14 protein-coding genes and 1 tRNA gene are annotated in these 14,254 nt (G+C 58.5%); 9 read left to right on the forward strand and 6 right to left on the reverse strand.

Going from position 1 to position 14,254, the window contains the following annotated elements:
• The coding region (locus tag I9184_RS09915) for a hypothetical protein (protein WP_209834106.1) at positions 1–192 on the forward strand (192 nt) is incomplete at its 5' end.
• Between the two features lie 64 nt (positions 193–256).
• Here the strand turns inward: I9184_RS09915 and msrQ are convergent.
• On the reverse strand, positions 257–871 hold the full coding sequence (msrQ, locus tag I9184_RS09920; protein WP_209834108.1) for a protein-methionine-sulfoxide reductase heme-binding subunit MsrQ: 615 nt from the start codon (positions 869–871) through the stop codon (positions 257–259).
• A 4-nt stretch (positions 872–875) separates the two neighbouring features.
• Positions 876–1,778, reverse strand: coding sequence for a protein-methionine-sulfoxide reductase catalytic subunit MsrP (gene msrP / locus I9184_RS09925; protein ID WP_171635771.1), 903 nt, complete (start codon positions 1,776–1,778; stop codon positions 876–878).
• Positions 1,779–2,109: 331 nt separating this feature from the next.
• Here msrP and I9184_RS09930 point away from each other — a divergent pair, with 331 nt between their 5' ends.
• Entirely contained in the window at positions 2,110–2,925 is an 816-nt protein-coding gene (locus I9184_RS09930) for a cyclase family protein (protein WP_209834110.1), read from the forward strand.
• A 170-nt stretch (positions 2,926–3,095) separates the two neighbouring features.
• Entirely contained in the window at positions 3,096–3,581 is a 486-nt protein-coding gene (locus I9184_RS09935; protein WP_170347369.1) for a hypothetical protein, read from the forward strand.
• A gap of 45 nt (positions 3,582–3,626) precedes the next feature.
• Here the strand turns inward: I9184_RS09935 and clpB are convergent, their stop codons facing one another.
• The 3 genes from clpB to I9184_RS09950 all read right to left on the reverse strand — a co-directional run bounded on the left by clpB (position 3,627) and on the right by I9184_RS09950 (position 8,043).
• Entirely contained in the window at positions 3,627–6,245 is a 2,619-nt protein-coding gene (gene clpB / locus I9184_RS09940) for an ATP-dependent chaperone ClpB (RefSeq protein ID WP_209834112.1), read from the reverse strand.
• Positions 6,246–6,371: 126 nt separating this feature from the next.
• Positions 6,372–6,686, reverse strand: coding sequence for a hypothetical protein (locus tag I9184_RS09945; protein WP_171635763.1), 315 nt, complete (start codon positions 6,684–6,686; stop codon positions 6,372–6,374).
• Between the two features lie 100 nt (positions 6,687–6,786).
• Positions 6,787–8,043, reverse strand: coding sequence for a tetratricopeptide repeat protein (locus I9184_RS09950; protein WP_209834114.1), 1,257 nt, complete (start codon positions 8,041–8,043; stop codon positions 6,787–6,789).
• Positions 8,044–8,130: 87 nt separating this feature from the next.
• Between I9184_RS09950 and pyrF the strand changes: the two genes are divergently transcribed.
• Positions 8,131–8,841, forward strand: a complete 711-nt coding sequence (gene pyrF / locus I9184_RS09955; protein ID WP_209834116.1) for an orotidine-5'-phosphate decarboxylase — start codon at positions 8,131–8,133, stop codon at positions 8,839–8,841.
• 339 nt (positions 8,842–9,180) lie between these two features.
• Positions 9,181–10,434 carry a DNA polymerase IV gene (locus tag I9184_RS09960; RefSeq protein WP_209834118.1) on the forward strand — a complete coding sequence of 418 codons (1,254 nt, stop codon included), beginning with the start codon at positions 9,181–9,183 and terminating at the stop codon, positions 10,432–10,434.
• 2 nt (positions 10,435–10,436) lie between these two features.
• Here I9184_RS09960 and I9184_RS09965 read toward each other — a convergent pair whose 3' ends face one another.
• Positions 10,437–11,297 carry an N-formylglutamate amidohydrolase gene (locus I9184_RS09965; RefSeq protein ID WP_209834120.1) on the reverse strand — a complete coding sequence of 287 codons (861 nt, stop codon included), beginning with the start codon at positions 11,295–11,297 and terminating at the stop codon, positions 10,437–10,439.
• 148 nt (positions 11,298–11,445) lie between these two features.
• On the opposite strand from I9184_RS09965, the gene I9184_RS09970 reads away from it, so the two are divergent.
• The 4 genes from I9184_RS09970 (at position 11,446) to I9184_RS09985 (ending at position 14,223) form a co-directional block, all read left to right on the forward strand.
• Positions 11,446–11,520: transfer RNA gene (locus I9184_RS09970), tRNA-Val, on the forward strand.
• Between the two features lie 90 nt (positions 11,521–11,610).
• On the forward strand, positions 11,611–11,736 hold the full coding sequence (gene ykgO, locus I9184_RS09975) for a type B 50S ribosomal protein L36 (RefSeq protein ID WP_005648635.1): 126 nt from the start codon (positions 11,611–11,613) through the stop codon (positions 11,734–11,736).
• Positions 11,737–11,849: 113 nt separating this feature from the next.
• Positions 11,850–13,010 (forward strand): sialidase family protein, encoded by a 1,161-nt coding sequence (locus tag I9184_RS09980; RefSeq protein WP_209834122.1) that lies wholly within the window; start codon positions 11,850–11,852, stop codon positions 13,008–13,010.
• A gap of 196 nt (positions 13,011–13,206) precedes the next feature.
• Complete coding sequence (locus tag I9184_RS09985; RefSeq protein WP_209834124.1) at positions 13,207–14,223, forward strand: Fe(3+) ABC transporter substrate-binding protein; 1,017 nt, start codon at positions 13,207–13,209, stop codon at positions 14,221–14,223.
• Positions 14,224–14,254: the final 31 nt, after the last annotated feature.

The raw sequence follows: 14,254 nt of genomic DNA on the forward strand, positions 1-14,254 counted from the left end.
AGCGTAACCGCCGCTTCCGCCGCGTCCCAGCGCCTCAGCAGCGCCGGTGAAGGGGGTTCTAAGTATAACAAACAAATCCCGCAAGCGGAAAATACACAAAAACAGAAGAAATTCTTGAAAAGTTCATTTATCAAGCAATTACAGATACTTAAACCGGATCAATCAAGCGCACTGCCGCCGATAACTATGTAAAGGCAGGTCAGAATTCCCGGTTCAGCGCGTTATGCACATGATTACCCACAGCCTCACGTCCGAGTCAGGCGGAATCGGCCCTGTTGGACCGGAAAGACAGGTTGGGAATCGGCAGGCGCAGGACAAGCAGGGCGATAATGGCAGCCAGGTAAGCAAGCGGCTCGATCTGAAATCCTTTTGCCAGCAAGAGGTAATGCATCGCCCCCAACAATGCGGCCGCGTAAACGAGGTGGTGCAGCTTGCGCCAGCGCGGTCCCAGTCGGCGCACAGACCAGTTGTTGGAGGTCAACGCCAGCGGAAGCAGAAGAAGAAACCCCGCCATGCCGACTGTTATGTACGGGCGTTTGAGGATATCCGCCCAGATCTGGCTGGGAAGCTGCACATCCAGAACCAGCCACACAAGAAGATGCAACGCGACGTATACAAACGTGAGCACCCCGATCGCGCGCCGAAACTTCATCAGGTTGAGGCCGACATGCCGGCGCAGGGGTGTGACCGCCAGACCGGCAATCAGCAACTGAAGGGCCAGTTCCCCATATCTGTGCTCCAACGCCTCAATCGGTTCGACCCCCAAACCACCGGTCAGGCCAAGATAAAACAGCCAGGGGGCGGGCAACGCCCCCAGCAGATAAACGGCCCATACCGGAATACGGCGGAGTGTCTGGTTCATCGCCGACATGGTTTTAATAATTCTTGGCCAGATCCATGCCTTCATAAAGGCTGGCGACCTCTTGTTCATAGCCGTTGAACATCAGGGTCGGCTTACGTGACGCGAAAAGCCCGCCCCCGATCTCGCGCTCTGAAGCCTGAGACCAGCGTGGATGGTCCACGTTGGGGTTCACATTACTGTAGAACCCGTATTCGCGTGGATTGGACATGTTCCAGCTGGTGGGCGGTTCATCCTTTGTGAGCGTGATCCGAACAATCGACTTGATCGATTTGAAGCCGTATTTCCAAGGAACGACCAGACGCAAGGGCGCACCGTTCTGGTTGGGAATCGGGCGGTCGTAAATTCCGGTTGCCATGATTGTCAGGGGGTGCATCGCCTCATCCAGGCGCAATCCCTCTCGGTACGGCCAATCGAGAACGGGAAACCGCGTTCCCGGCATTTCATCCGGGCGATAGGCCGTCTCAAAAGCCACATATTTCGCGCCGTCTTGCACGCCCGCCATATTGAGAAGGTCGGCCAGCTCAAATCCGTTCCACGGAATTACCATCGACCAGGCTTCCACACAGCGAAAGCGGTAGATCCGCTCCTCTATCGTCATCTCGGACAGGATGGCCTGAAAATCATAGTCGCCGGGGTGGTCGACCAGACCATCAATCGTGACGCTCCAGGGTTCGGTCACCAGCGTATGAGCATATTTCGCCGGGTCATCTTTCCCGGTCCCGAACTCATAGTAGTTGTTGTAGGTGGTGATCTCTTCCCACGTGTTCGGCTCCAACCCATCTTGTGCTGCCGCCGGTTTGGCCATCGCAGTCAGGCCGACACCAGCCAGCCCGGCCATAACCTGCCGCCGGTTGAGGAACGCCGCCCGGGGGGTGACGTCTGCATGTGTCAAAGTATTGGTCCAGCGATGCGCCATATGGGTCTCCGTCATCTTCAGTGGTCGCTATTGACGTAGTGTGCTGATAGCACAGAGCCATGGAAACAGGCGTAACGATTGAGCGAAGTGATTGTAACGTTCCATTGTAACAGGGCATTCGAGTAACGTTTTCAGCACCGAAAACCATAGACTCGAGAACTTTTGGAGCCCGGCGGAAAACTGCGGTTTTCGTGGATTACCGTCAGAACACGGGCACAAAACTTTACAACTGCGGGCGCAAGGCTGCACTCTGTCAGGTGGGCGCCACGCCAAGCCGAACGCGAGGCAAGGCTGCGAGTGCAGCCTTTTGGCCGCAATGGGAGGAAGAAAAATGTGTGATATCTGCGTAATGAATGCCGTCAAAGACAAGATGCTGTCTCGTCGCGGGTTCTTCAAAGCTGCCGCAGCTTCGGGTGTTGCAGCAGCCGCAACCGGAGCCGTCGCGCCGCAAGCACTGGCGGCCGGGCATGGCGGTGTCGAAGATATGACCCATACGCTGAGCCCGGATTTCCCGACATGGGGCGGCGAACCCGGCATTTCGGCCGAGCAGGCTTTCAACTTTGCTGATCACGGCTTCAATCTGTTCAACCTGTCAATCAACGAACATACGGGCACGCATATCGATGCGCCGCTTCACTTTTCGGCGGATGGGACGTCGGTTGATGAAATCCCCGTCACGGATCTGGTCGCCCCCTTATGCGTCGTGGACATCGCCGCCCGAGCGGCCGAGGACGCTGACACGCGCGTCACCCCGGACGATCTGAAAGCCTGGATTGCGGCCAATGGTGATATTCCTGATGGTGCCTGCGTGGCGATGCATTCCGGATGGGCAGGCAAAACCGCCACGGATGAGTTCCGCAATTTCGACGGCGAAGCGCAGCATTACCCGGGCTTCCACGTTGAAGCCGCGGAGATGCTGATGGAGGAGACCGGAGCACGATCAATTGCCGTTGATACCCTGTCCTTGGATCACGGCATGTCCGCAGATTTCGCGACACATTACGCGTGGTTGCCGTCAGGCCGGTTCGGGATCGAATGTCTGGCTGGGCTGGATCGCGTGCCTGCGTCGGGTGCAACGCTGGTGATCGGCGCACCCAAGCACCAAGGCGGCACCGGCGGGCCGGCGCGGATCTTTGCATTGATCTGACAAATGCCCGGGCGGCCGACCAGCGCCCGCCCGGCCATCTTTCCGGTAGGGCCAAACTTCTGCCACAGTTGCAGACCAAGACGTCGTGCATTCTTGATCTGTTCGGGACACCTGCCTTCATGTTGCTTAGACCCCTTGTTGTTTTTTTGTCTTTGCTGTGCGGATCGGCATTGGCTGATGTGCAATCGTGCAAAAAGCTGTTTGAGCGCGCGCCGCAGGTCCTGAGCGATCTGAATCAGATCGGGTCTGAAGTTTATGAAGACAGCCATCCGGGCCTCGGCTATTCCGCCACTTTTGCAGACCCATCTTCCAAGATCACGGTTTTCTTCTATGACCATCAACAAAGGGACGTCTCATCTGAAATGGCCCTTGAAAGCTTTAAACAAGCTGCACGCGATATCGCTGCAATAGCTGCGCGGCGCGGTGCCGAGCTTGGTGAAATCAACGCCTATCAGTTGCGTGATCCGTCGCAGGTGTTGCCGTATCGGGCCGAGGCCAAAGCATCAGATGGCCTGTCCGAACTTCTGGCAGTCGGCGTCGTGGACAATTGTATTGTGAAGCTGAGGTTCACGGCCCAGTTTCCAATGGAGAAAGCGCAGGTCTGGATGAAGGTCCTCAGTGATTATCTGAACAAAGGCTATGGAAAGCCGACATGAAAAAGGCCCGCCAAAAAAGCGGGCCTTTCAGTTCACGGTGTCAGATCAATGCACCACGGCATCGTCCGGGCGCGGTCGCTCGGAAGTTCCCAAACGATCACCGATGATCAAACCATCTTGCCCGGCGGTGACCGGAACGATGTCACCATCCTTGATTTCCCCGGCCAGCAGAGCTTCGGCCAACGGGTTCTGCAACGCGCGCTGGATGACGCGTTTCAGCGGGCGGGCACCGAAGACCGGGTCATAGCCTTCATTGGCCAGCCATTCCTTGGCGCTGTCATCCAGGGCCAGCTCGATCTTGCGGGCGGCCAGACGTTTTTGCAGACGTGCCATCTGAATATCGACGATGCCATCCATATCGGCCCGCTTGAGGCGGTCAAAGATGATCGTTTCGTCCAGACGGTTCAGGAATTCGGGCCGGAAATGTGCCCGGACCGCATCCATCACGTCGCGCTTGGCCTGTGAACTGTCCGCACCTTCGGGCAGCTGGCTGAGCGCCTGAGACCCAAGGTTCGACGTCAGGATGATCAGCGTCTGTTTGAAGTCCACGGTGCGGCCCTGACCATCGGTCAGAACGCCATCGTCCAGAACCTGCAACAGCACGTTGAAAACATCCGGGTGCGCCTTTTCGACCTCGTCGAACAGCACGACCTGATAGGGCCTGCGCCGCACGGCTTCGGTCAGCACACCGCCTTCGTCATAACCGACATAGCCCGGAGGGGCACCGATCAGACGGGCGACCGCGTGTTTCTCCATGAACTCGGACATGTCGATGCGCACCATCGCGTTGTCGTCATCGAACAGGAAATTCGCCACGGCTTTGGTCAGCTCGGTCTTACCCACGCCAGTCGGCCCAAGGAACAGGAACGAGCCCAGCGGGCGGTTTTCGTCATTCAGACCCGCACGAGCACGGCGTACTGCATTGGCTACAGCGGTGACAGCCGCATCCTGACCGATCACGCGCGAATGCAGTTCTTCTTCCATCCGCAGCAGTTTCTCGCGTTCGCCTTCCAGCATTTTGGCGGTCGGGATGCCCGTCCAGCGTTCGACAACGCTGGCTATCTGTTCCGGACGCACCGTTTCCTCGGCCATCATGGCGTTGCTTTCGGCATTCTCGGCCTCGGACAGCTTTTTCTCAAGCTCGGGGATGATGCCATAGGACAGCTCACCCGCCTTGGCGAGGTTGCCTTCGCGCTTGGCGATTTCCAGATCGGCCCGCGCCTTGTCGAGCTGTTCCTTCAAATCCCGCGCGCCAGCCAGCTTGTCGCGTTCGGCCTGCCACTGCGCAGTCATCTCGGCGGATTTTTCCTGAAGTTCTGCTAGATCCTTCTGCAAGGTTTCCAGGCGATCCTTCGATGCCGCATCGTCTTCCAGCTTCAGCGCCTCTTCCTCGATCTGCATTTGCAGAATCTGGCGATCCAGCTGATCGAGTTCCTCAGGCTTGGAATCCACCTCCATCCGCAACCGCGACGCGGCTTCATCGACCAAGTCGATGGCTTTGTCGGGCAGGAACCGGTCGGTGATATAGCGATGCGACAGGGTCGCCGCCGACACCAACGCCGAATCCGAGATGCGCACGCCGTGGTGCAGCTCGTACTTTTCCTTGATGCCGCGCAGAATGCTGATCGTGTCTTCGACCGTCGGTTCCTGAACCATCACCGGCTGGAACCGGCGCGCAAGGGCCGCGTCTTTTTCGACGTATTTGCGATACTCGTCCAGTGTGGTCGCACCGATACAATGCAGCTCACCCCGGGCGAGCGCGGGCTTGATCAGGTTGGCGGCATCCATCGCACCATCCGATTTGCCCGCGCCAACCAGCGTGTGCATCTCGTCGATGAACAGGATGATCTCACCCGCGGCCTCGGTCACCTCGGTCAGAACAGCCTTGAGGCGTTCTTCGAATTCACCACGGTATTTCGCACCGGCAATCAGCGCACCCATGTCGAGCGCAAGCAGCTTCTTGTCCCTCAGCGATTCCGGTACGTCGCCGTTGACGATGCGCAACGCCATGCCCTCGGCAATCGCGGTTTTACCGACGCCAGGTTCCCCTATCAGAACCGGGTTGTTCTTGGTGCGGCGCGACAGAACCTGCATTGAGCGGCGGATTTCCTCATCCCGCCCGATGATCGGGTCAATCTTGCCTTCAGCCGCAGCTTCAGTCAGATCGCGCGCATATTTCTTGAGCGCGTCATAGCCCTCTTCCGCCGACGCTGTGTCAGCAGTGCGACCCTTGCGGATGTCATTGATCGCTTCATTCAGCTTCTGGGCAGATACCGCACCGGCCTCCAAAGCCTCCTTGGCTTTGGATTTCACCATGCACAGCGCCATCAAAACGCGTTCAACGGGCACAAAGCTGTCGCCCGCCTTGGTGGCTATCTTTTCGGCCTCGTCCAGAACCTTGGCCGTCTGACCGTCCATGTAAATCTGGCCGGCATCACCGCTGACTTTCGGGATCTTGCCCATGGCAGCGTCAAGCGCCTCGACCACGCGGTTCGGCGCGCCGCCCGCGCGTGTGATCAGATTGCTTGCCAGCCCCTGATCGTCATCCATCAATGCTTTGAGTATATGTGTGGGCTCCAGCCTCTGGTGCCCCTCGCGCAGCGCAATGGTCTGCGCCGCCTGCACGAACCCCCGTGCCCGTTCAGTGAACTTGTTCAAGTCCATGATATTCTCCTTTTCCAAGCGCCCCGTTTTGATGCGCCCGCCTGGCGGCACGCGTCGGTCGAAGCCTCACATTCAATCTGGGAAATACCTTTGCCGGTTCAAGAGGCTAGAGAGTGAAAAAACGCCTCAACCACGCGGAATCGTATAGACAGTGTAGCCCCCGGTTTCGGCCACCTGCTGGGCATCGTTCGTCTCGACCAGCGACTGCGCGGCGGCGCTGCCCGTGGGGCAGGATACAAGATCGGCGGTGTGGTCGAGGAAATTGCCGGTAAAGGTGGTTTCTCCGGTCAACTGGCACCAGTCATCTTCGGACCGATAGCCCCGAACAAGATACAAATCATCATTGGTCGGGGGCGGCGCGGCGCCGGTTTCGGTCTGTGGCGGCGTGTCGTCGCAGGCGGCCAGCGTGGCGACGACGGCCAGCGGAACAAGGTGCTTCATGGTCTGTCCCTTTGATGCAATTTTCGTTTCAGAGTGGCAGCACCATAGCACAGTTGGGACAAAGCGAGGACACCGCTGGCTCCTTTGTCAGCTGTGGGCGTCAACCGCCTTCGATCTGCCGGATCAGCTTTTGCGCCTCGTCATCGCCCTGCTCGGCCGCGAGGCGAAGAAACCTCAGCGCCTCTTCGACATCGCCGATTTCATAGAGCAACCGGCCGAATTTGCGCTGCGATTTCACATCGCCAAGCTTTGCGGCCCTGCCCCAGAACAACAGGGTCGCTTCCGTGTCCTGAGGCACACCGTCCCGCCCGTGATAGGTCAAAGAACCGAGATTGTGCAGTGCCACGACATTGTCCTGCTTGGCGGCCTGGAAATAATAATCCAGCGCCTGTTCGATGTCTTTGGAGTAGCCGTTCTCGCCGATCTCGTAGATGTAGCCCAATCGCGCCGCGGCATCGGCGCTGCCGTTTCGGGCCGCCATCTTCAGATAGTCGACCGCGCGCTGCATATCGCGCGGGACATGCGTTCCTTCGCGATAGATTACGCCGAGGTGCAGCTGAGACGGCTCATATCCGAAGAACGCAGCCCTTTCATAATAGTACAGCGCCTTGTCGATGTCGGGCGCAACACCTTTCCCGTTCTCGAAGCCATACGCGACGTTGTGCATGCCCATCGGCAGAGCGCTTTCGGCAGCCGCCATGTACCAGGCAAACGCGGTCTCGTGGTCCTCGGGAACGATCTCGCCATCACTATAGAGCGAAGCGAGCGTGTTCATCGCCAGCCCGCTGCCCTCCATCGCGGCCAGTTCCGAAAACTCGAGCGCCATTTCCAGCTTGCCGCCCTTCATGAGCGCCCGGCCAAAGGCGGCCACGACCTCGGCATCGACATCCTGATCTTTCAACAGCAGATCGGCGCAGATCGCCATCGCATTCTCGGCGTCCATGTCGGCCCATTTCACCCCGTCGAAATAGGGCGACTGCCCCGGAGCGGCAGCGGCCATCAGGCAGTCATACTCTCCGTCCGAATAGTCGGGGTCCTGCGGTGGATCGTCGGGGTTGGGTTCCGGCCGGGGGCGCAGGTCGGAAACCCGCAGGCGCCGTTGCGGTTCCTTGGGGTCGTCGGCCTTTGCCGGCGCAGAGGCCTCGCCGGTCAGCCCGACCAGCAGATCGCGCGCCAGCTGCGAATAGATCGGGCAATCGGCGTAGATCCGTGAAAAACTCTCGATCGCCGTCGCCGACCCGCTGTCCTTGACGTCCGCCCAGACCAGTCGGGCCTCGCCGCAATCCGTTTCATCGGCCCAGACTGCGCCCGCCCCGACCAAAACAGCCGCCGAGGCCACCACACCCAACCGTATCATCCCGTATTTTCCTGCGTCTTTTCTTGTCTCAATGCGTCACACGCTCTACAGAAGCGCCGATCCCGTCAAGCTTGAAAGGTCGATACAATGCTCCGAACCGCCGATGACCGCCTGATCGTCGCCCTCGACGTCCCCAACGCGCTGGAAGGGCTGAAGCTGGCCGAGACGCTAGGCGACGCCGTTTCGTTCTACAAGATCGGCCTGGGCATGCTGACAGGCGGCGGGCTGGCACTGGCCAATGAGCTCAAGCAGGAACACGGCAAGCGCATCTTCCTGGACATGAAGCTGTTCGACATCGGCAACACGGTGGAAAACGCGGTGCGGGGGCTGGCGCAGTTCGATCTGGATTTCCTGACCGTGCATGGCGACCCGCATGTGGTGCGCGCCGCCAAGGAAGGGGCGGCGGGCAAGGATCTGAAGATCCTGGCGGTGACCATCCTGACCTCGCTGAACCGCGACGATCTGGATGCCGGCATGATGAAGGCCGGTGACGTTCAGGACATGGTGGTGGAACGCGCCGCCCACGCCTTCGAGGCCGGGGCCGACGGCGTGATCGCCAGCCCGCAGGAGGCCGCCCTGATCCGCGCCCTGCCCCAGGCGACGGGCCGGCTGATCGTAACCCCCGGCGTGCGTCCGGCAGGCGCGGCACTGGGCGATCAAAAACGTGTGGCCACACCTGCCAGCGCCATCCAGGACGGGGCGGATCATATCGTAGTTGGCCGCCCCATTTATCAGGCCGAAGATCCAAAATCCGCGGCCGCGGCCGTTTTGACCGAGTTAAATTCTCTGAAAACGTGATGAGCAGGATCATCGTTTCAACAGGGATTCACGCTGAAAAAACCGCCGCAACAGGTTGACCTTACGTCAGTTTTTCGCGAATCCGCGCCAAATCGTCCCTGTGCCAGAAAACACACATTCAAAAAGCGAGTTTCTGAAAAGCGCGCCAAACCCTATCTCAACCGGAAAATCTTAGCGATTCTCAAGGGGATTTACTCCCCAACGAACCTACTCTTCCTGAGGTTCGTTACTTCCCCCCGCGAAGCGCGGGGGGTTTCTTTTCTCTGAATGATCTTTGATCGATATCACGGGATGATATAAGGAACCCCCAAGACAACTGCGGAACACATGAGGACGCAGATGCCCGGTCTTTGCCGAGATTGCCTGACCCCTTTGACGAACGAACGGCGCTGCACGGCCTGCGGCAGCCCCAGGGTAAAGTCTCATCCCGAACTGTTTGATCTGTCCATCGCACATATGGATTGCGATGCCTTCTATGCTTCGGTGGAAAAGCGGGACAATCCGGAACTGGCAGACAAGCCTGTCATCATCGGCGGCGGCAAACGCGGTGTTGTATCCACGGCATGCTACGTGGCCCGAATTCGCGGTGTGCGATCCGCCATGCCCATGTTCAAAGCGCTGCAACTGTGCCCCGATGCCGTCGTGATCAAACCACGCATGTCCGTGTATGCCCAGGTGTCACGGGACATCCGCGCCATGATGGACGAACTGACACCAGTGGTCGAACCCCTGTCCCTGGACGAAGCTTTCATGGACCTGTCCGGCACCGAACGCCTGCACGGAGCCCCCCCAGCCGTCATGCTGGCGCGCCTGGTCAAACGCATGAAGGATGAACTGGGTGTGACAGGATCCATCGGGCTGAGTCACAATAAGTTTCTGGCCAAGTTTGCCTCGGACCTCGACAAGCCCCGTGGGTTTTCGGTGATCGGCAAGGCCGAGACGGCTGAGTTTCTGAATGACAAACCCGTAAGGTTGATCTGGGGTATTGGCCCCGCTGCGCAGGAATCACTGGACCGGGCAGGGATTCGAACCTTCAACGACCTACTGCGTTGGGATCAGGAGGCTTTGACTGTGCGTTTCGGCTCGATGGGGTATCGCCTGTGGCATTTGGCACGGGGTCAGGACAAACGACGCGTTTCAGCCCATGAACCGATGAAATCCATCAGCAATGAGACCACGTTTTTCGAGGACACCGCCAATATTGATATTCTGGACGGACATTTGTGGCGCATGGCCCTGAAGGTCTCGGACCGGGCCAAGGCCAAGGATCTGGCTGGCCGGGTCGTTACGCTGAAGCTGAAGAAAGCCAATCACAAGATTCTGACACGGCGCGTGTCATTGCGGGACGCAACGCAGATCGCGGACAAAATCTATCGCACCGCAAAAGGGCTTTTCGATCAGGTGGGGGATCAGGGGCCATACCGCCTGTTGGGGTGTGGCCTGTCTGACCTGTGCCCGGCGGATCAGGCTGACATCTCCGGCGACCTGCTTGATCCCGGCGCCGTCCGCAGATCACAGGCCGAGCGGGCCACCGACCAGATCCGCCAGAGATTCGGCCCGGAAGCAATCGTGAAGGGCCGCGCTTTGCGCTAGTTTCATTCCGCCGCCAGACGGAGAGGTTTTGAACCGATTCTGGATATGTCGCGCACCACCTGCCGGAGGAGTTTCGAAAACGTCATGAAATTGGCGTTCGGCGCAATTTTTTCTTCGTCCATATACAAGGCCCGGTCGATTTCAATCTGGATCGCGTGTTGCTGGCGGGTGGGGCGGCCGTAAGTCTGTGTCACGTAGGCCCCGGCAAACGGGGCGTTGCGCACCACATTCAGACCTACCGCAGCAAACGCCGATTCGACGAGGTCCACGATTTCAGACGAGGCCGACGCACCGAACCGATCACCCAGCACGATCTCGGGCCGTTTGTTTCGGGTCGTACCAGCCATGGCCACCGCCTCATGCGGCATGGAGTGGCAATCCACCAGTATGGCCTGGCCGAATTTCTCGTGTGATTCGGCCAGCAGGGATTTCAAACGTGCATGATAGGGGCGCCAATAGGTGTCGATGCGCAGCCGCGCCTCGTCCATGGTCAGCTTGCCGCTGTAGATTGCCCGTCCATTGGCCACAACGCGGGGAATCACACCCAACCCTGATGCGACCCTGGGGTTGTGCCCATGCCTGCGGGCACCGCTGATCAGCGCCGGGTCCAGTTCGTCCAGACTGCGATTCAGGTCCAGATAGGCGCGTGGCATGGTCGCTTTGATCAAAGGCGCGCCATTCTCGGCCGCGGCAGCAAACAATTGATCCACGAAGGCGTCTTCCGAGGATCGAATCACGCTTTGATTCAGAACGGACCGCTTCAAAAACGCTTCGGGATAATTCCGCCCGCTATGAGGAGATGAAAAAACCACGCATGAACTGCGGTTTTCCGGCATATCCAATACAAAGGCTGCGTTCTGCATGATCCCTCCATGTTCGCAATCAACATAGACCGGAAAATAGTTCTACCAAACCCCTTGAACCCCTTTGCGACTCCTTTTATAGACCCCGCTACCGGCGCGGGGTTCCGCGCCCCATTTCGTTATGGGGCTGGGCACGCAAAGGGAAAGTGGGCGGTTAGCTCAGCGGTAGAGCACTTCGTTGACATCGAAGGGGTCACAAGTTCGATCCTTGTACCGCCCACCATGATTTCACTGTTCCGGAGATCCGGGACACCCGAGTAACCCAGGCGCTGGCCACGTCCTTGAAGAAGGCGCCGCAGATTGGAGACAGACCATGAAGGTCAAGAACTCGCTCCGCTCGCTCAAGAATCGGCACCGCGACTGCCGTGTTGTGCGTCGCAAAGGCCGCGTCTACGTTATCAACAAGACGCAGCGCAAGTTCAAAGCTCGCCAGGGCTGAGAACAGCAAAACACCGTTTTAGAAAACCGCGCCCTTGAGCGCGGTTTTTTTGTTTTCTGCACCTGTGGGCCTGACGTGCTACCCTTGCTTCGACATTGCGGAGTGTGAAACCCATGCGCGAACACGGCATCGACGTACTGGTGGGAACGACCAAGGGAACGTTCATTATCTCTGGTGATCAGAACAGGTCAGATTGGAAAGTGACGGGCCCGCATTGTGAAGGATGGCCGATCAACCACGTCATCGGCGACAAGGAAACGGGCACGATTTGGGCCGGGGGCGGTGGTGACTGGCATGGCGCCGGAGTCTGGTGTTCCGAAGACGGCGGTGTGACTTGGCAGGTCGCAAAACTCACCAAGGGCCAAATGGACGAGTGGGCCGCCAACGACCAGGATTTTGCCCAGATGATCGGCTGGACCGGAGAACCCGCACCATTCGCCGATGAGTTTTCGCAGGTCTGGTCTTTGCGTTATCAACATGGAACGTTGTACGCAGGCACAAAACCGGCCCGCCTGCTAGCCAGCCACGACAATGGTCGGACATGGGACACGCTTGAGGGCCTGACAAACCACCCCTCGGCACCCGATTGGAATCCCGGCGGTGCGGGGCTGGTCCTGCATACAATCGTGACTGACCCAAATGATTCGAAAAAGCTCTGGGTCGGCATTTCCGCTGCGGGTGTGTTTGCAACCGAGGATGGTGGCGCAAGCTGGGAGCGGCGAAACAGATTGTCCAACGCCGAATCTTGCACGCATCATGATCATCCCGCTGCCCCCAGGGATGGTGAAACGGGTCATTGCGTCCACAACATGGTTCAAGCTCCGGGAACCGCGGATTTGCTGTACCAGCAAAACCATCACGGTGTTTGGCGCTCGGCCGACGGAGGGCGCAGTTGGGATGACATCACCGAAGGCCTGCCATCCACCTTTGGATTTCCGATTCATGTGCACCCACGTGATCCGGACACGATCTGGACATTGCCTTTGAACGGAGACAGCATCGGGCGCTATCCACCGGATGCCGCCGCGGCAGTTTGGAAATCCTCAAACGGAGGCGCAACATGGCAAGACCAGCGACGTGGCTTGCCGCAAGAAAGCTGTTTTTTCACTGTTCTGCGACAGGCCATGGCCGGAGACCGCCGAGACCCCGCCGGTATCTATTTCGGGACCAACAGCGGCTCGGTTTTTGCCAGTGTTGATGAAGGGGACACATGGACGGAAGTCGCGCGCCATTTACCCACGATCCTTGCAGTTGAGGTGCTTGATCGTGAGTGATCCAGACACTGCCGTGTGACGCGGATCTTTCCGTTCAGCACAACTCGCGCCCGCCCCCAACAAGCCTCGCAAGGGTGCCTGCGCTCATTTGACCAAGTAAATCTGTCGGATTTTCTTGCATCTTGCTGAGAATCGTATAATTGAGCAAATCAGTCGGGTTATCAACCGACGCGAAATTCAATTGTTGGGGCAAACTATGCTGAAATCCACAACCTGCCTGGCCGCCGCTCTGTCGGCATTGATCGCAACATCAGCCGCAGCTGAAGGCGAGCTGAACCTTTATTCGTCGCGCCACTATGACACTGACGAACGTCTTTACACCGATTTCGAAGAGGCCACCGGCATCAAGATCAACCGGATCGAAGGCAAGGCGGATGAATTGATCGCGCGCATGGAAGCCGAAGGCGCGAACTCTCCGGCAGATGTCATGCTGACGGTCGACACGTCTCGCCTGGCGCGTGCCAAAGATGCGGGCATTCTGCAAGCCATCGACAGCGAAACCCTGGAGGAGCGCATCCCCGCCAACCTTCAGGACGAAGACAACCAGTGGTTCGGCTTCTCACAGCGCGGTCGGATCATCTTTTACAACAAAGAAAACGTTGCCAATCCGCCGGCCACTTACGCAGACCTCGCCAAGCCGGAATACAAGGGCCTGATCTGCATCCGGTCCTCGACCAACACCTACAACCAGACCCTGCTCGCCTCGATCATCACACATGAAGGTACCGAAGCTGCAAAATCCTGGGCGGAAGGCGTTGTCGCCAACATGGCCCGAGACCCGCAGGGAGGTGACACCGACCAGCTGCGTGGCATCGTTTCGGGTGAATGCGACATCGCTGTATCGAACACCTATTACTATGCACGGGCTATCCGCAAAGACGTCAAAGGCCTGTCCTCTGACCTCGACAAGATCGGCTGGGTCTTCCCCAATCAGGACAGCTATGGTGCGCATATGAACCTGTCGGGCGGTGGCGTCGCGGCACACGCGCCGAACAAGGAAAACGCAATCCTGTTCCTCGAGTATCTGGCAAGCGATCAGGCGCAGAAGTACTTCTCGGCGGGCAATGACGAATTCCCGGCAGTACAGAGTGTTGAGCTGGCGGAATCGGTAAAGGCCCTGGGTGAGTTCAAAGCTGACGACGTGAACCTGTCGGAGGTCGCAAAGAACATCCCGGAAGCACAGAAAATCTTTAACGAAGTCGGCTGGAAATAATCCACCACCTCATCAAGAGCTTGCGAAGGGC

Source organism: Ruegeria sp. HKCCE3926, assembly GCF_017872515.1.
In the GTDB taxonomy this organism is placed as follows: Bacteria; Pseudomonadota; Alphaproteobacteria; order Rhodobacterales; family Rhodobacteraceae; genus Ruegeria.